Origin of the sequence: Mesorhizobium loti CJ3sym (assembly GCF_000472785.1) — a bacterium.
Lineage (GTDB): Bacteria > Pseudomonadota > Alphaproteobacteria > Rhizobiales > Rhizobiaceae > Mesorhizobium > Mesorhizobium loti_E.
Window position 1 is genome coordinate 51,298 of the sequence record NZ_AXAL01000024.1, and the last position, 17,100, is coordinate 68,397.

Here is a 17,100-nt window from a genome sequence, read left to right on the forward strand (position 1 = left end):
TGACGGGCTGCGCTGCCTGACCCACAAAGCCGCTCATGAGCAGCCCCCGCGACGTCGTCATCACTGGTATCGGCCTTGTCTCCTCCTTGGGAGAAGGCCCTGACGCCCACTGGCAGAGGCTTGCGCAACCGGGCCTGCAGCCGGTGCTCGAAACCGCGCGCTTTGCGCCCTATACCGTCCATCCGCTGCCGGAAATCGACTGGAACCTCCAGATCCCCAAGCGTGGCGACCAGCGGCAGATGGAAACCTGGCAGCGGCTCGGCACCTATGCCGCTGGCCTTGCCCTGGACGATGCCGGTATCAAGGGCAATGACGAGCTCTGCACGACCATGGACATGGTTGTGGCAGCCGGCGGCGGCGAACGCGACGAGGCGGTCGATGCCGCCATTCTCGCCGCTTCGGAAAGCCGCAACGACCGCGACGTTCTGCTCAACGAGAAGCTGACCACCGAGTTGCGGCCGACCTTGTTCCTGGCCCAGCTTTCCAACCTGCTCGCCGGCAACATCTCCATCGTCCACAAGGTGACAGGCTCCTCGCGCACCTTCATGGGCGAGGAAGGCGCTGGTGTTTCCGCCGTCGAGACGGCAGCCGCGCGCATCCGCTCCGGCCAGTCCACGCATGTCCTGGTCGGCGGCGCCTTCCAGACGCAACATTCCGACATGCTGCTCGGCTACGAGCTCGCCGGCTATCTGCATCGCGGCCCCTGGAAGCCTGTCTGGCAAAGACAGGGCGCCGAGGGTGGTGGCGTGGTGTCCGGCTCCGGCGGCGCCTTCCTGGTGTTGGAACAGCGCGAACACGCGACAAGTCGTGGGCGGAAAATCTACGCCGAGCTCGGACCGGTCGTTTCCGGTCGCGCCAGGCGCTCGCGTGGAGAACTCGATGCCGAGATCGCCGCGTTGCTCGGCCGGGCGTCGCTGCCGAACGGCAAGCTGCTCGCCATGTCCGGCGCGTCCGGCGCGCACGCGGCAACCACTGCCGAGAAGAGAGCGCTCGATGCCGTCGAGGCGATCACGACACGCGGCTTCTCGACGCTGACCGGGCATATGAAGGAAGCGCAGTTTCCGTTCGCCGTGGCGCTGGCAGCACTCGCTGTCGACCGCAAGGCCGCCTACCCTGTCTTTGATGCCGCAGCCGAGAAGCCGTTTGACGGCATTCCCGCAAGCGTCCTTGCAACGGCGATCGGCTATCACCAATTCGAGGGCATGGCGCTGGTCAATGCCGCTTAAGGCGGCGCGCACCATGTTGCAGAGATTAAACCGCTCGAGGGCTTCCCGATGACCAATTTCAGAGATCACATGGGTAGGCCGATCGTCGCCGTCACCGGCATTGGCGTGGTGACCTCGCTCGGCGTCGGCAAGGCTGACAATTGGGCGGCGCTGACATCAGGCAAATCGGGCATCCACCCGATCACCCGCTTTCCCATCGATCATCTCAACACCCGCATTTCAGGCATGGTCGACTTCCTCGACTCAAGCTCGAAGGGCGCCAGCCCCCTCACCTACGAACTGGCCGAAACCGCCGCGCGTGAGGCCGTGGCCGAATCCGGTCTCGATTCCGGCGATTTCGGTGGGCCGCTCTTCCTCGCTTCGCCGCCGGTCGAGCTCGACTGGCATGAACGCTTCGCGCTCTACAATTCCGACAGCCAGGACGCCGGCGCCGAAAGGCTGCTGCGGGTGGCGCGCGGACTGAAGGAACTCGACATTTTCGAGACCACCCAGTTCGGCTCGATCGCCGACCGTCTGGCCGACCATTTCGGCACGCGCGGCCTGCCAATCACGCTATCGACCGCCTGTGCTTCGGGCGCCACCGCCATCCAGCTCGGCGTCGAGGCGATCCGCCGCGGCGAATGCGACCGGGCGCTGTCGATCGGCGCCGACGGTTCGGCGACCGCCGAGGCCTTGATCCGCTTTTCATTGCTGTCGGCTCTTTCCACCCACAATGACAATCCCGAAAAGGCGTCAAAACCCTTCTCCAAGGATCGCGACGGCTTCGTGTTGGCGGAGGGCTCTGGCGCCCTTGTGCTGGAATCGCTGGAAGCAGCCCTTGCGCGTGGCGCCAGCGTTCTGGGCATCCTCAGCGGCTGCGGCGAGAAAGCCGACGATTTCCACCGTACCCGCTCCAAGCCTGACGGTTCGCCGGCAATCGCGGCCGTCCGCGCCGCCCTCGCCGATGCCGGCTTGAGCAAGGACGAGATCGACTACGTCAATGCTCATGGCACGTCGACACCGGAAAACGACAAGATGGAACATCTGTCGCTGTCGACGGTGTTCGGCGAACGGATCGGCTCGATGCCGGTCTCGTCGAACAAGTCGATGATCGGCCACACGCTGTCGGCCGCAGGCGCCGTCGAGGCGGCGTTCTCGCTGATGACGATGCGCGAAAGCGTCATCCCACCGACCATCAATTACGACAACCCCGACCCGGCAATCGTGCTCGACGTGGTGCCCAACAAGAAGCGCAATGCCGAGGTTCGCAGCGTTTTGTCGAACTCCTTCGGCTTCGGCGGCCAGAACACTTGCCTTGTCATGGCGCGGGAACCGGTCTAAGCGAGCCACTTCCGCCCCAACAGAACCGACAGGCCTTATGCGCGCACTGCAACTTATCGAGGACCGCCGTCTTGAAACGGTGGACCTGCCGCCGCCGCCACCGCCCGCACTCGGCGAAGTAACGCTGCGCATCAAGGCCGTGGCGCTGAACCACATCGACGTCTGGGGCTGGCGCGGCATGGCCTTCGCCAAGCGCAAGCTGCCGCTGGTCGTCGGCGCTGAAGCTTCAGGCGAGGTCGAGGCCGTCGGTCCCGGCGTTTCCAGCCTGCGGCCTGGACAATTGGTGTCGATCTACGGCGCGCGCACCTGCGGCCTTTGCCGGGCCTGCCGCGAAGGCCGCGACAATCTCTGCGAACATGTTTCGGGCGTTCACGGCTTCCACCTGGATGGCTTCGCGCAGGAAAAGATCAACCTGCCGGCGCGCCTGCTGGTCCCCGCCCCGCCCGGCGTGACCGACATCGGCGCAGCTGTCGCGCCCGTCACCTTCGGCACCGTCGAGCACATGCTGTTCGACAACGCCAAACTGCAACCCGGCGAGACAATCCTCGTCCATGCCGGCGGCTCCGGCATCGGCTCGGCGGCGATCCAGCTGGCCAAGCGCATGGGCTGCACCATCATCACCACGGTCGGCTCCAATGAGAAGATCGACAGGGCTAAGGCGCTCGGCGCGGACCACGTCATCAACTACCGCGAAGACCGTTTCGAAGGCATCGTGCGCAAGCTGACCAAGAAGAAGGGCGTCGATGTCGTGTTCGAACATGTCGGCGCCGACACCTTTGCCGCCTCGATGCTGTGCCTGAAGCGCGGCGGCCGCCTGGTGACCTGCGGCTCGACATCAGGCGTGTCGACGCAGATCAATTTGATGCAGCTGTTCCAGCAGCAACTAAAACTGCTCGGCTCGTTCGGTTGCCGCATGGAGAACATGGCCAACGCCATGCAGAAAATGGCGGCGGGACAGGTTGCGCCGGTCATCGACACCGAAGTCGGCTTCGACGGTATCGATGCCGCGCTGAAGCGCATGGAAGGCCGCGACGTCTTCGGCAAGATCATCCTGCGCGTCGGCTAAAGCCTGTGTTCAAGAAGTTTCGCCGGGATCTGAGGTATCGCTACGGCAGGCAACTGCGCCAGCTGAACTACTGGCTGGTTGCCCGCGCGGCGATGATCATCATCTCGATACTGCGCCTGCTGCCTGCCGACAGCGCGTTGAATTTCGCCGACCGCATCGCACGCCTCATTGGTCCCAGGGTCGGACGCCACCAGGTCGCCATCGACAATCTGCGCAAGGCCTATCCGGACAAGAGCGAGGACGAAATCCAGGCCATCGCTTCCGACATGTGGGGCAACATGGCTCGCCTCGCCGCCGAATACATCTTCCTCGACGCCCTGTTCGACTATGACCCGGCTGCTAGCAAACCCGGCCGCGTCGAGGTCAAGGGAATAGAGCATTTCGTCGAGATCGCCGCCGAAAAGCAGCCGCACATCGTCTTTACCGGCCATCTCGGCAATTTCGAGCTGCTGCCGGTGGCGGCAGCCACCTTCGGCATGAACATCACGGCGCTGTTTCGCCCGCCTAACAACCCCTACCTCGCCGACTACATCCTTTCGACGCGCCGCTCGACCATGGGCTCGCTGCTGCCGTCGATGGCCGGCGCCTCATTCGCCTTGGCGGGTGTCCTGGAGAATGGCGGCAATATCGGCGTCCTGGTCGACCAGAAATTCTCCAACGGCCTGGACACGATCTTCTTCGACCGCCCCTGCCAGAGCAACCGGGTGCTCGGAACCCTTGCGCGCCACTACGAATGCGACGTCTATCCCGCGCGTTGCATCAGGCTGCCGGGCAACCGTTTCCGGCTCGAGATCGAGGACAAGCTGGTCTTGCCACGCACGGCTGACGGCAGCGTCGACGTCCAGGCGACGACCCAGATGCTGAACGACGTGGTCGAACGCTGGGTGCGCGAGGATCCCGGCCAGTGGATGTGGTTCCACAAAAGGTGGGAGATCAGCAACTGGCGGCGCAAGAAGCGGCCCCCGGCAAAGGCGCCGGCCGCGACCAGTTGAGCAAGTCGCCGGCGAGAACCGCGAGTTCCACGCCGGCCGACAGCATCTATGTCAGGCGAACCGCTTGCTGCTAGTTGGTCACGACAATGCGTGTGTTGCCGAAGCCGACTTCCTGCACCATCGAATAGAAGGTCGCGGCATTGGCCGTGTGCAGCCGCACGCAACCATGCGAGGCCGGCCGGCCAAGCTGCCTGACAGCACCCGTCCCATGGATGGCATAGCCGCCATGGAAGAACACCGAATAAGGCATCGGCGACATATGGTATTTGCGCGAATACCACATCCGGGCCAGGCGCTGCGGCCGATAGGTGCCACGCGGCGTGAAATAGCCGGGACGCGCCGTGGACACGGTCCACCGGTAAACCGACAGGCCATATCTGACCGTCATCGTCTGCGACGACACGTCGATATTCGCTTCCAACATGGCCGCATGGCTGGCGGCCGGCGCGCCAAACAGCGCGGTTGCCAACATCGCCGCTGCGACTAGAAAAGACTTCTTCATGCGACCAAACCCCTTTGATTGCCCTTGCCTGTCTGCCCTCACGATGTTTTTCATCTTTTTAATGGCAGGTGAACGGGATAACACACACTCCTTGATCAATTCCCCAATCCAAAGCAGCGAATTTGAACGATTTCCCGCGATAGTTGCCGCAACGACACGTCGCACGGACTTGATTGCCGGCGGGCTTGCAATGCAGCGCCGATCGCTGCTCAACTCTCCCGATGAACGAACGACTCTTGCAAGCAATCGATGAAAGGCGCGACGACGTCGTCGCGCTGACCACGGACCTAATCCGGTTTCCGACCATCAATCCGCCCGGCGAAGCCTACCGGCCATGCGCCGAATATCTTGGCGCGCGATTGAAGAAGAGCGGTTTTGAGACCGAGTTCATCCGCGCCGAGGGTACGCCCGGCGACAGCGATCGCTACCCGCGCGTCAATGTCGTGGCCCGGTTCGACGGCCGCTCACCCGGCGCCTGCGTTCACTTCAATTCGCATATCGACGTGGTCGAGGCCGGCGACGGCTGGACAGTCGATCCCTTTGCCGGCGTCGTCAGGGACGGCAAGGTCTATGGACGCGGCGCCTGCGACATGAAAGGCGGCCTCGCCGCCTCGATCATCGCCGCCGAGGCCTTCATGGAGGTCTATCCCGATTTTCCCGGCGCCATTGAGATATCGGGCACGGTGGACGAAGAATCCGGCGGCTTCGGCGGCGTCGCTCATCTGGCTGGGCTCGGCTATTTCTCGAAGCCCAGGGTCGACCACGTCATCATCCCCGAGCCGTTGAACAAGGACCGCATCTGCCTTGGCCACCGCGGTGTCTGGTGGGCCGAAATCGAGACCAAGGGCGAGATCGCGCACGGCTCGATGCCGTTTTTGGGCGACAATGCGGTGCGCCATATGGGTGCGGTGCTACGGGCTTTCGAGGACGAACTGTTTCCGGCGCTCGACCGCAAGATGACGCGCATGCCGGTCGTGCCCGAAGGTGCAAAACGCTCGACCATGAACATCAATTCCATCCATGGCGGCCAGACCGAGGATTTCCGGCCCGGCCTGCCCTCGCCCAACGTGCCCGATTCTTGTAGGCTGACCATCGACCGCCGCTTCCTGCTCGAGGAAGATCTCGCAACGGTCAAAGGCGAGGTGACCGGCATTCTCGAACGGCTGAAGCGCGACCGCAAAAAGTTCGACTATGAAATCCGCGACCTGATGGAAGTGTTGCCGCTGATGACCGAGCGCGACGCGCCGGTGGTCAAGGCTGTTGCGCAAGGCATTCATGCGATCTTCGACCGCGAGCCCGACTATGTCATCTCGCCCGGCACCTACGACCAGAAGCACATTGCCCGCATCGGCCATATCTACGACTGCATCGCCTATGGACCCGGGATTCTCGACCTTGCCCACCGGCCGGACGAATGGGTCGGGATTTCGGACATGGTGGAATCGGCCAAGGTGATGGCGATCGGGCTCAACGTGCTGCTGCGCGGCACAACCGGATGAGTGGCCCGCGGCGCAAAAACATTTCTCCTGGCGCGACGCGACAGCACGAAACGCAATTTACTCCCGCGCGAAATCACGCTTCTATCCCAAGGCTTGAGCATTTGAGCACATGGGGAGTTCAGCGATGAAACTGTGGAAGACCCTTCTGGCCGCTGCCGTGCTGGCGGTCGCAACCGCGACCTCGGCGTTTGCCGCCCGGACCGACCTCGTCATCGGCATTCCGCTTGAACCCCCGCATCTCGACCCGACGGCGGGAGCGGCCGCGGCCATCAGGGAGGTCACCTACGCCAATGTCTTCGAGGGCCTTACCCGCATCGGCCCCAACAGCGAGGTCCTGCCGGATCTGGCCGAGAGCTGGACCATTTCCGATGACGGCAAGGTCTACACCTTCAAGCTGCACACCGGCGTGAAATTCCACGACGGCGCCGATTTCAGCGCCGACGACGTGAAGTTCTCGCTCGACCGTGCCCGCGCGGAAAACTCCCTCAACGCGCAAAAGCAGCTGTTTGCCGCCATCGACAAGGTCGAGGTGGTCGACCCCGCCACCGTGAAGGTGACGCTCGCCCACCCGCAGGGCTCGTTCCTCTACAATATGGGCTGGGGCGACGCGGTGATCGTGTCGCCGAAATCCGCCGATACCAACAAGGAGAAGCCTGTTGGCACCGGCCCCTTCAAGTTCGACAGCTGGGCCAAGGGTTCATCAATCACCCTGGTGAAAGCTGAGCATTACTGGGGCGCCCCTGTTTTCCTTGAAAAAGTCGAGTTCCGCGTCGTTCCCGATGCGGCGGCGGCCGTGCCGGCGCTGCTTTCGGGCGACATACAGGCTTTCCCCTTCTTCGATCCCGACAGCGTCGCTCAGGTCAAGGATGATCCCCGCTTCAAGGTCGTGGTCGGCGCGACCGAAGGCGAGACCATCCTGTCCATCAACAACAAGCAGCCGCCCTTCGACAAGCTGCAGGTGCGGCAGGCAATCTCCTACGCGCTCGACCGCAAGGCGATCATCGACGGCGCCTCGGCCGGCCTCGGCCTGCCGATCGGCTCGCATATGTCACCGGCCAACAAATATTATGTCGACCTCACCGGCCGCTATCCGCACGACGTCGCCAAAGCCAAGGAATTGCTGAAGGAGGCGGGACTGGAGAACGGCTTCAAGGCCACACTGAAGCTGCCGCCGACGTCCTATGCCCGACTCGGCGGCGAGATCATCGCATCGCAGCTCCGCGACGTTGGCATCAACCTCGAAATCATCCCGGTCGAATGGGCGCAGTGGCTGGATCAGGTGTTCACCAAGAAGGACTACGACCTGACCATCGTCTCCCACACCGAGCCCAACGACATCGATATCTATTCGCGCAAGGACTACTACTTCAATTACGACAACCCCACCTTCAACAAGGTGATTGCCGATCTGGACGTGACGTCCGACGAGGCCAAGCGCAAGGAATTGTATGCGCAAGCGCAAACAATCCTGGCCGACGATGCGGTGGTCGGCTTCCTCTACGAACTGCCAAAGGTCGGAGTCTGGGACGCCAAGCTGCAAGGGCTCTGGGAAAACGCACCGATCCCCGCCAACGACCTGACAAAGGTGAAGTGGAGCGAGTGAGGGTGGTAGCCAAAGGGCGCCGCTTGCGCTCCGTCATACCCCCCTCTGCCCTGCCGGGCATCTCCCCCTCAAGGGGGGAGATTGGCAATCTCAACGTTGCCGCCGACCATGCAACGTTGGCGATTGGTGAAAGTCGTGGTGAGAGAGTGATCTCCCCCCTCGAGGGGGAGATGTCCGCCAGGACAGAGGGGGGCGCCGTAGAACTCAACCGTCACCGGTTGTTCGCCTTAGACGACGCTCCGGCCCCTCACCTCCCATGACCGCCTACCTCCTCAAACGCCTGGCCATCTCCCTCGCCACCCTGCTGCTGGCCTCTATGGTCGTCTTCGCCGTGCTGGAGATCCTGCCCGGCGACCCGGCGCGGCTGATGCTGGGCATGAACGCCAGCGCCGACCAGGTGGAACTCCTGCGCAACCAGATGGGGCTCAACGCGCCGATGGTCTGGCGTTATCTGCACTGGGTTGGCGGCCTGCTCAGCCTCGATTTCGGTCGCTCCTACACCTATTCGGTGCCGGTCATCGATCTCGTGCGGGAGCGGCTTGCCGTCTCGCTGCCCCTGGCGCTGATCGCGCTGGCGCTCTCCACCATCATCGCGATACCCGTCGGCCTGTTTTCCGCCAGCCGGCGCGGCCGGGCCGGCGACACGATTTCAATGGGTGCGGCCCAGCTTGGCGTCGCCGTGCCAAATTTCTGGTTCGCGCTGATGCTGATCTATGTCTTCGCCGTCTGGCTGCGGCTGGTCCCGGCCGGTGGCTTTCCCGGCTGGGGAGCCGGCGCCTGGCAAGCCTTGAAATCCCTGCTTCTTCCTGCGGTGGCCCTTGCCTTGCCGCAAGCAGCCATCCTGGCGCGCGTCACCCGTTCGGCGCTGATCGAGGTGCTGAACGAGGACTATATCCGCACCGCCCGCGCCAAGGGCCTGCCCTACCGCACTGTCCTGTGGCGCCACGCGCTGCGCAACGCCATGATCCCGGTGCTGACCATTCTGGGCCTGCAATTCGCCTTCCTGCTCGCCGGCACCATCATCATCGAGAATGTTTTTTATCTCCCCGGCCTCGGCCGGCTGGTGTTCCAGGCGATAACCCAGCGCGACCTGATCGTCGTCGAAAGCGTCGTCATGCTGCTGGTCGCCGCCGTCATTGCCGTCAACCTCGTCGTCGACCTCTCCTATGCGGTCGTCGATCCGCGTCTGAGAAGCCGGCAATGACCCTCCACGTCGACATCCCCGAAGAGACATTCAGCTCCATCCTGGCCAAGGCATTCAGGAACACAGCTTTCGTCACCGGCTTCGTCATCACCTTGCTGATCCTGGCGATGGCGGTCGTGTCCTATATCTGGACGCCTTACGACGTGACGAAGCTGGTCATAGCGGACAAGACGCAAGGCCCTTCGCTGGCGCATTGGTTCGGCACCGACCATTTCGGCCGTGACATCCTGTCGATGATCATGGTCGGCGCCCGCAATTCGATCGCCGTGGCGCTGGTCGCGGTCGGCATCGGCATGGGCGTCGGCGTGCCCCTCGGCGCCTTTGCCGCCGCACGCAGCGGCTTGGTCGACGAAGCGCTAATGCGCATCAACGATCTCGTCTTCGCCTTCCCGGCGCTGCTGTCGGCCATCATGATAACAGCCATCTTCGGGCCGGGCGCCGTCAACGCCATCCTCGCCATCGGCATCTTCAACATCCCGGTCTTTGCCCGCGTCGCCCGCGCCGGCGCGATGGCGATCTGGCCGCGCGAATTCATCCTTGCCGCTCGTGCCGCGGGAAAGAGCAGCACGCAGATATCGATCGAACATGTGCTGCCCAACATCGCCACGCTGCTCCTGGTGCAAGGCACCATCCAATTCGCGCTGGGCATCCTCGCCGAAGCCGGACTTTCCTATCTCGGCCTCGGCGCGCAGCCGCCCATGCCGAGCTGGGGCCGCATGCTGTTCGACGCGCAGACCCGCATGGTGGTCGCGCCATGGATGGCGATCTTTCCCGGCATGGCGATCGTCATCACCGTGCTCGGCCTGAACCTCCTTGGCGACGGCATCGCCGACATTCTCGACCCGAAATCGCGGCGGCAGCGATGAGCTTGCTGGAGATCGAGAACCTGTCGCTGGCGATCGGCGACACGCCGATCCTAAAGGGGATCGAACTCTCCGTCGCGCCCGGAGAGGTGCTGGGACTGGTCGGCGAATCCGGTTCGGGCAAGTCGATGACCGCACTGACGCTCATGCAACTCCTGCCGCATGCCGCACGGGCCACAGGCCGCGTCGCATTCGACGGCATCGACATCCTCGCCGCAACCGAGGACCAGATGTGCGCGCTGCGCGGCTACGACATCGGCATGGTGTTCCAGGAGCCGATGACGGCGCTCAATCCGGTCAAGACCATCGGCGAGCAGGTGGCCGAAGGCATACGCTGGCACACCAAGGCCACGCGCGCGGCCGCCGAAGAACGGGCGCGACAAATGCTCGACCGCGTCGGCCTGCCCCAGGCAAAATTCCCGCTGTCGCGCTATCCGCACGAACTCTCCGGCGGCCAGCGCCAGCGTGTCGTCATTGCCATTGCCTGCGCGCTGAAGCCGAAGCTCTTGATTGCTGACGAGCCGACGACAGCGCTCGACGTTGTGCTGCAGGCACAGATCCTCGACCTCTTGCGCGACCTTGTCGCGGAGAGCCGCATGGGCCTGCTGCTGATCTCGCATGACCTGGCCGTGGTGACCGAGATGGCGGACCGTATCACCATCCTGCGGCGCGGCGAGGTGATGGAGGCCGGCGACACGGTGCGCACGCTGTCCGAACAGCTCCACCCCTACACACGCCAGCTGGCGCAGGCTTCGATGCATGTGCCGGCGCGCGCCAAGGTTCACGCCGTCGGATCGGCCAAGCCGCTGCTTGAGGTCGAAGGCGTGACGCGCGATTATCCGGGCCGGCGCACCTCTCTGTTCCAGCGCGCGCCCGCTATCCGCGCCGTCGACGATGTCTCCCTGTCAATGGCGCCGGGCCAGTCGGTGGCGCTGGTCGGCCGCTCCGGCTGTGGCAAGTCGACGCTCGCGCGCATGATCCTTGCGCTGGACCGGCCGAGTTCGGGCACCATCCGGTTTCGTGGAGAAACCATCACCGGCAAGAGCGAAGCCGAGTTGAAGCCGGCCAGGCGCGACATGCAGGTCGTCTTCCAGGACCCCTACGGCTCCTTCGACCCGCGCCAGAAGGTCGAAAGACTGGTCGCCGAGCCCTTGCATTTGCTGGAGAAGAAACCGACGCGCGCCGATTGTCGCGAAATGGTGGCGCATGCGCTGCACGAAGTCGGTCTCGATCCGCGCGACATGGACAAGTACCCACACGAATTCTCAGGCGGTCAGCGCCAGCGCCTGTCAATCGCCCGCGCCATCATCACCCGACCGAAACTGGTCGTCGCCGACGAGCCTGTCTCGGCGCTCGACGTCTCGATCCGCGCGCAAATCCTCGATCTGTTCGCCGAGCTCAACCAGAAGCTCGGCATCGCCTATCTCTTCATCACCCATGACCTGACCGTCGCCCGTGCCATCACCGACGAGGTCCTGGTCATGCATGACGGCAAGATTGTCGAGCGCGGCAAGACGAACGAGGTGCTCGACCATCCGCAATCCGAGGCCGCCAAGGCACTTGTAAATGCCGCGCCTGACCTGCACCGGGCGATCGCCCGAAAGATTCAAGAGCAAGGATGAGTGAGGTGTTAGGCCCTATTCTTCCGGCTTCACCACATCGACGGGACTGATATCGAGCAGGTCGAGCGTGCGGCGCAGCAGGCGCACCTCGCTCTCGGCCAGTTGCGAATCCGCCTTGGCGATCTCCGCCATGTGCTGCGCCAACTGCTTGCGCCGTTCGACATCGAGATCGCGAAACAGCGCAATCGCCTGCGAGCCATTGGTCTCGTAGCCGAACTCGTTGAGATATTCGATGACCGCATCGATGCTGGTTTCCGGAATGTCGAACGCATCCTTGCAGATGCGCCGGAAGGCAATCATCTCGCTCTCGCTGACGGTCCCGTCGGCCAGGATCATGCGAAACAGCATCAGCAGTTCCGCCGAGAGCACCGGATCGTCCGCGACCTTGCGCACGCCCGGGTCGCCATCGAAGATCGAGCGTATCTGGTCCAGCAATGCGAATGCCATCAGGGCCTCTTTCCGGTCAATACAAATCCAGGCGCGACGCGCTGGAATAGAAGTAGCGCGGAATCGGCCTTGCGCAAACAGGGCGGTCGTGGTCGAACGCCACTATCCAGCCGACCGGACGTCTCCGCATATCAGATGATCGACCTCACCACCCAGACAATCGCCATGCTCGCCTTCGCCGCCTTTGCCGCGGGCTTTGTCGATTCGATTGCCGGCGGCGGCGGGCTGATCACCATTCCCGCGCTGCTGCTCGCCGGTTTCTCGCCTGTCGAGGCGCTTGGAACCAACAAGCTGCAAGGCATGTTCGGCTCCGGGTCGGCGACCATCCACTATGCCTCAAAGGGGCATGTCGACCTGCGCCGGCAAGTGCCTTCGGCGCTGCTGGCACTGGTCGGGAGTGCCATAGGCGCCTTGCTGGCAACCATCGTGCCTGGCGACGTCCTGCGCGCCCTCTTGCCCCTGGTGCTGATCGCCATTGCGCTCTATTTCGCGCTCAAGCCGAACGTGAATGACGTTGACCGGGCCGAGCGCCTGTCGCCATTCCTGTTTGGACTGACCCTTGTGCCGGCGATCGGCTTCTATGATGGCCTGTTCGGCCCCGGCGCCGGTTCCTTCTATATGCTGGCCTTCGTCGCGCTTGCCGGCTACGGCGTGCTCAAGGCGACGGCGCACACCAAGCTGCTCAACTTCGCCTCCAACATCGGCGGCTTCATTGTCTTTGCCGCCGTCGGCGTCATCTCCTGGAAGATCGGCCTGATGATGGGCGTTGCCCAGTTCCTGGGCGCCCGCCTCGGCGCCAGCCTTGCCATGCGCATCGGCGCCAAACTGATCAAGCCACTGCTGGTGGTCGTCTGCCTGGCTCTAGCGGTGAAGCTGCTGGCCGATCCCGCCAACCCGCTGCGTGTCATGATTGGTGTGTGATCACGCGCCTGTTACAATGCCGCTGTTCGAATCATGTTGAGGAGGAGCCAAGCATGAATCTCAGCGCACCCACACAGATCGTTTTCATCATTGCAGTTGTTATCGCCATCATCGGCGTTCTGGCAGCTCTCGGCATTGTGGCGTTCATTCCCCTGGCCTCGGTCTGGATCGTGACCATCGCATTCGTCGTCCTGGCCATCGGCTGCCTGATGCGCGGCGCCTGACAGAGTTTCCCTTGAAGTGGGGACGGAGAGCGCCCGGCCAAAAGCCGGGCGCTTTTGATTCTGAGCAAGGGTCTGCTAGATTCGCCGGGCAGAAGGATGGCCAATGCCGATCGAGATGGAGCACCGGAAAGAACAGGACCGCTCCATAGCAGGGCGTTTCGAGATGCGCCGGCGCCTTCCCGATGCAGCGCTTGATGGTATCGTCACCGACATTTGCGGCTATCGCGAAACCGCAGTGGGCCATTTCCGCAATGTCGAATACGCATCGCTGACCGTTCCGCTGGTCATCAGCTTCGCTGAACCCTTCGCCATCGGCCTCGGCAAGGCGCCCGGGGACAATGACCGCTTCGCCAGTTTCGCCGCCGGCCTCTTTGCCGGGCCGGTGCTGATCGAATCCTTCGGTGCCGCCTGCTGTGTCCAGGTCAACTTCACCCCGCTTGGGGCGCGCCGCTTCTTCCGCCTGCCAATGAGCGAGTTGACCGACAGCATGGTCGTGCTCGACGACGTCTTGGGCACCGAGGGCATGGCGCTGCGCGAACAGCTTGGCAATGCGCCGGACTGGGCAGCGCGTTTCGACCTTGCCGAAGCCTTCGTCGCCGCCCGTCTTGCGAATGCTGCCGAAACGCCGCTGGAAATCGCCTGGGCCTATGACCGCATCATCACATCGGGCGGCCGGACCCGCATTGCATCGCTCGCCGAACGACTGGGCTGGAGCCGCAAGCATCTCGCCGAAAAATTCACCGACGCAACCGGCATCGGTCCCAAAACCCTGTCGCGCATCGTGCGCTTCAACCGGGCGCTCGGCCTGTCGCGGCAGTCGGCTGTCGACTGGGCGGATATCGCCGCCGATTGCGGCTACGCCGACCAGGCGCATCTGGTGCGCGAGTTCCGAGTGCTTGCCGGCGAGACGCCAACAGCGCTTGTCGGCAGGTAACATTTCTTCAAGACCCTGGAACGGCCTTTGTCCAGAGTGGGTTATCGACCAACCCAAATGAAGGAGGTTCCCATGCCCATCACCACTGAAGCCCCTCGGCTCTACCCTGCTTTGCGCTACAAAAATGCGGCGAAAATGATCGACTGGCTCTGCAAAGCCTTCGGCTTCAGCGTCCGCGCCCGCTACGGTGAAGGCGATATCGTGCACCACGCCGAACTGGTCTTCGGCTCCTCGATGATCATGCTGGGCACGGTGCGCGACGACGATTATGGCAAGATGGTCGGCGAGCCCGGCACAGGCGGGGGCAAATCGATCTATATCGCCGTCGACGATGCCGATGCCGCCTATGCCAAGGCCAGGCAGGCCGGCGCGACGATCATCCAGGAATTGATCAACCGTGACTATGGCAGCCGCGAGTTCATCTGCCGCGATCCGGAAGGCGGTGTCTGGTCGTTCGGCACCTACTGGCCGAAGGCGGGCGAAAAGGCATAGGTCCTAACGAGCCAATGCAAAAATCGCGTCGCAGTCGAGATGGCTTTCCAGCTCGGCGGCGACCTCGTCAAGCGCCCGCTCGACCTCGGCGCGATAGTCGATGCTGCCGCCTTTGATGCCGAGGCTTTCAAGGAATTTCCCGCGAAAGGCGTCGGCGCCGAACAGGCCGTGCATATAGGTGCCGATCACCTTGCCATCGGCCGAGATCGCGCCGTCATCGATGCCATTGATGACGGCGGATGGCCGCAGTGTATCCGGTCCGGTGGTGCGGCCGAGATGGATTTCGTAGCCCACGAGCGGCAGGCCGAACGGAACCGAGCGCGCGCTGACATTGCGGACCGTCTTCTCCGGCTCCATCACCGTTTCGATATCGAGCAGGCCGAGCCCTTCTGCTTCAGTGACACTGCCTTCAATGCCGTCAGGATCGCGCACGGTGCGGCCAAGCATCTGAAAACCGCCGCAAATGCCGACGACATGGCCGCCCCGTTTGCGGTGCGCGGCAAGATCCCGGTCCCAGCCGTTCTCGCGGAATCTTATGAGATCGCCGATCGTCGACTTGGAGCCGGGAATAACCACCAACCCGGCATCAGCCGGCAGCGGCTTACCGGGCGGCACGAACACCACCTCCACCTGCGGTTCAGCCTTGAGCGGATCGAGATCGTCGAAATTGGCGATGCGGCCAAGCATCGGCACCGCCACCTTCAGCGCGCGTGCCTCACCGGACGCCAGCCGTTCAAGCACCACGGAATCCTCCGAAGGCAGCCGCGCCGCCGCCTTCAGCCACGGAACGACACCGAAACAGCGCCATCCCGTGAATCTCTCGATCGCCTTCAGGCCGTCATCGAACAGCGAGATATCGCCCCGAAACTTGTTGATGAGATAGCCGACGATCATGCGCCGGTCCTCTTCCGGCAGGATCAGATGCGTGCCGGCGACAGAGGCGATGACGCCACCTCGATCGATATCGCCGACCAGCACCACCGGCACATTGGCACGCGTGGCAAAACCCATATTGGCGATGTCGCGGCTTCTGAGGTTGATTTCGGCCGGCGAACCGGCGCCCTCGACGATGACGAGATCGGCGCCCTCGCCGACCTTGCCCCAGGAGTCCAGAACGGCATCCATCAGCCGGCCCTTCAGCGCCTGGTAGTCGCGCGCCCGCTCCTCTCCGAACACCTTGCCCTGGACGATGACCTGCGCGCCGACATCGGTCTGCGGCTTGAGCAGCACTGGATTCATGTGGACTGACGGCGCAACGCCACAAGCGATCGCCTGCAGCCATTGCGCGCGGCCAATCTCGCCGCCACCATGGTTGCTGTCGCCGGGAATATCGGCGACGGCGGCGTTGTTCGACATGTTTTGCGGCTTGAACGGCCGCACCCTCAGTCCGCGGTTCCTGGCGGCCCTGCACAACCCCGCGACCAGCACCGTTTTGCCGACATCGGAACCCGTGCCTTGCAGCATGATTGCTTTGGCCATCAGCGCCGGCCCTGCGTCGTGCCACCGGTGATCGTGGATTTGGCCGCAAGCGGCCCGCCGCGCCAGATATAAAGCGCCAGCAACGGCTCTTTTCCGGTGCGCATGGCGTGGTTGACATTGGAAGCGTGGTGGACGACCTCGCCGGCCTCCCGCTCGCGAAAACCGCCCTCACCCATCCGCCATTCCGTGCCGCCAGTCAGCGGAATGTAGATCTCCTCGGCGACATGATGGTGGTCGGGATAGACGATATCAGGTCCAAGGATCAGCAAGCCGGCAGCAACCTCGTCATTGGCGAAATGGCCACGCGTGCCGAACATTTCCAGCCAGCCGTAATTGTCGATGAACGCCTGGCCGAAGTCAGCCTCGCCATAGGTCTGTCCCCAGCGCAATGCGTTGCGCTGTTGCGCCAGCAATTGCACCAATGGTTTCGCGGCCGGCGGGGCCAATTCCGCGGCGCGATCGAGATGGCGCAGGCAGGTAAGCGGTCGCGGCTCCAGTGCACGGGCAGTCATGTCCCAGCCGATCCGCGCCACGGCGTCGCGTACCAGGGCGTTGTCCACGCAAGCGAGATAGGCGTGGAACCGTCGCAGCAGTTCATTGAATTCTGTCGTCACGTCTCGCTCCGGACATACATTGATGCACAGCCGCTCTGCGGAGGTCGGGTTGCGCGGCGGCATCATTGGTCTAGATTGGTGCGCGCGCAAAG

Annotated in this window: 17 protein-coding genes; 13 read left to right on the forward strand and 4 right to left on the reverse strand. The window is 63.5% G+C overall.

The features are described 5' to 3' along the window. Nucleotides 1–35 precede the first annotated feature (35 nt). From A3A9_RS0127815 to A3A9_RS0127830, 4 genes are read left to right on the forward strand one after another with little or no spacing between them, the layout of a single operon-like run. Entirely contained in the window at nt 36–1,226 is a 1,191-nt protein-coding gene (locus A3A9_RS0127815; protein ID WP_027061563.1) for a beta-ketoacyl-ACP synthase, read from the forward strand. A gap of 48 nt (nt 1,227–1,274) precedes the next feature. Further along, nucleotides 1,275–2,546 (forward strand): beta-ketoacyl-ACP synthase, encoded by a 1,272-nt coding sequence (locus A3A9_RS0127820; RefSeq protein ID WP_027061564.1) that lies wholly within the window; start codon nt 1,275–1,277, stop codon nt 2,544–2,546. A gap of 37 nt (nt 2,547–2,583) precedes the next feature. Next, on the forward strand, nt 2,584–3,612 hold the full coding sequence (locus A3A9_RS0127825; protein ID WP_027061565.1) for a zinc-binding dehydrogenase: 1,029 nt from the start codon (nt 2,584–2,586) through the stop codon (nt 3,610–3,612). Between the two features lie 5 nt (nt 3,613–3,617). After that, the gene (locus tag A3A9_RS0127830) at nt 3,618–4,604 is read left to right on the forward strand and encodes a lipid A biosynthesis lauroyl acyltransferase (protein ID WP_027061566.1); all 987 of its coding nucleotides are present in this window, start codon (nt 3,618–3,620) and stop codon (nt 4,602–4,604) included. Between the two features lie 70 nt (nt 4,605–4,674). Here the strand turns inward: A3A9_RS0127830 and A3A9_RS0127835 are convergent, their stop codons facing one another. Further along, nucleotides 4,675–5,106 carry a L,D-transpeptidase gene (locus tag A3A9_RS0127835; RefSeq protein ID WP_027061567.1) on the reverse strand — a complete coding sequence of 144 codons (432 nt, stop codon included), beginning with the start codon at nt 5,104–5,106 and terminating at the stop codon, nt 4,675–4,677. Nucleotides 5,107–5,327: 221 nt separating this feature from the next. Here A3A9_RS0127835 and A3A9_RS0127840 point away from each other — a divergent pair, with 221 nt between their 5' ends. From A3A9_RS0127840 to A3A9_RS0127860, 5 genes are all read left to right on the forward strand, one after another. Next, the gene (locus tag A3A9_RS0127840) at nt 5,328–6,605 is read left to right on the forward strand and encodes an acetylornithine deacetylase/succinyl-diaminopimelate desuccinylase family protein (protein WP_027061568.1); all 1,278 of its coding nucleotides are present in this window, start codon (nt 5,328–5,330) and stop codon (nt 6,603–6,605) included. Between the two features lie 124 nt (nt 6,606–6,729). Continuing rightward, entirely contained in the window at nt 6,730–8,208 is a 1,479-nt protein-coding gene (locus tag A3A9_RS0127845) for an ABC transporter substrate-binding protein (RefSeq protein WP_027061569.1), read from the forward strand. Nucleotides 8,209–8,464: 256 nt separating this feature from the next. Further along, on the forward strand, nt 8,465–9,412 hold the full coding sequence (locus tag A3A9_RS0127850) for an ABC transporter permease (RefSeq protein WP_027061570.1): 948 nt from the start codon (nt 8,465–8,467) through the stop codon (nt 9,410–9,412). Continuing rightward, nucleotides 9,409–10,278: an ABC transporter permease gene (locus tag A3A9_RS0127855; RefSeq protein ID WP_027061571.1), complete on the forward strand. Its 870-nt coding sequence runs from the start codon at nt 9,409–9,411 to the stop codon at nt 10,276–10,278. The genes A3A9_RS0127850 and A3A9_RS0127855 overlap by 4 nt, the downstream gene beginning before the upstream one ends. Next, nucleotides 10,275–11,897, forward strand: coding sequence for an ABC transporter ATP-binding protein (locus A3A9_RS0127860; RefSeq protein WP_027061572.1), 1,623 nt, complete (start codon nt 10,275–10,277; stop codon nt 11,895–11,897). Before A3A9_RS0127855 ends, A3A9_RS0127860 begins: the two co-directional genes overlap by 4 nt. A 15-nt stretch (nt 11,898–11,912) precedes the next feature. Here A3A9_RS0127860 and A3A9_RS0127865 read toward each other — a convergent pair whose 3' ends face one another. Then, nucleotides 11,913–12,344, reverse strand: coding sequence for a TerB family tellurite resistance protein (locus tag A3A9_RS0127865; protein ID WP_027061573.1), 432 nt, complete (start codon nt 12,342–12,344; stop codon nt 11,913–11,915). 135 nt (nt 12,345–12,479) lie between these two features. Between A3A9_RS0127865 and A3A9_RS0127870 the strand changes: the two genes are divergently transcribed. From A3A9_RS0127870 to A3A9_RS0127885, 4 genes are all read left to right on the forward strand, one after another. Then, nucleotides 12,480–13,265: a TSUP family transporter gene (locus tag A3A9_RS0127870; protein WP_027061574.1), complete on the forward strand. Its 786-nt coding sequence runs from the start codon at nt 12,480–12,482 to the stop codon at nt 13,263–13,265. 53 nt (nt 13,266–13,318) lie between these two features. Beyond that, nucleotides 13,319–13,489: a hypothetical protein gene (locus A3A9_RS45335; protein WP_080680744.1), complete on the forward strand. Its 171-nt coding sequence runs from the start codon at nt 13,319–13,321 to the stop codon at nt 13,487–13,489. Nucleotides 13,490–13,592: 103 nt separating this feature from the next. Further along, on the forward strand, nt 13,593–14,423 hold the full coding sequence (locus A3A9_RS0127880; protein WP_027061575.1) for a helix-turn-helix domain-containing protein: 831 nt from the start codon (nt 13,593–13,595) through the stop codon (nt 14,421–14,423). 72 nt (nt 14,424–14,495) lie between these two features. Beyond that, entirely contained in the window at nt 14,496–14,915 is a 420-nt protein-coding gene (locus A3A9_RS0127885) for a VOC family protein (RefSeq protein ID WP_027061576.1), read from the forward strand. 3 nt (nt 14,916–14,918) lie between these two features. On the opposite strand, the gene A3A9_RS0127890 is transcribed toward A3A9_RS0127885, so the two are convergent. Together A3A9_RS0127890 and A3A9_RS0127895 are read right to left on the reverse strand one after the other, a co-directional pair. Beyond that, entirely contained in the window at nt 14,919–16,394 is a 1,476-nt protein-coding gene (locus A3A9_RS0127890) for a cobyric acid synthase (RefSeq protein ID WP_027061577.1), read from the reverse strand. Then, the gene (locus A3A9_RS0127895) at nt 16,394–17,008 is read right to left on the reverse strand and encodes a dimethylsulfonioproprionate lyase family protein (RefSeq protein ID WP_027061578.1); all 615 of its coding nucleotides are present in this window, start codon (nt 17,006–17,008) and stop codon (nt 16,394–16,396) included. The genes A3A9_RS0127890 and A3A9_RS0127895 overlap by 1 nt, the downstream gene beginning before the upstream one ends. Between the last annotated feature and the right edge of the window lie 92 nt (nt 17,009–17,100).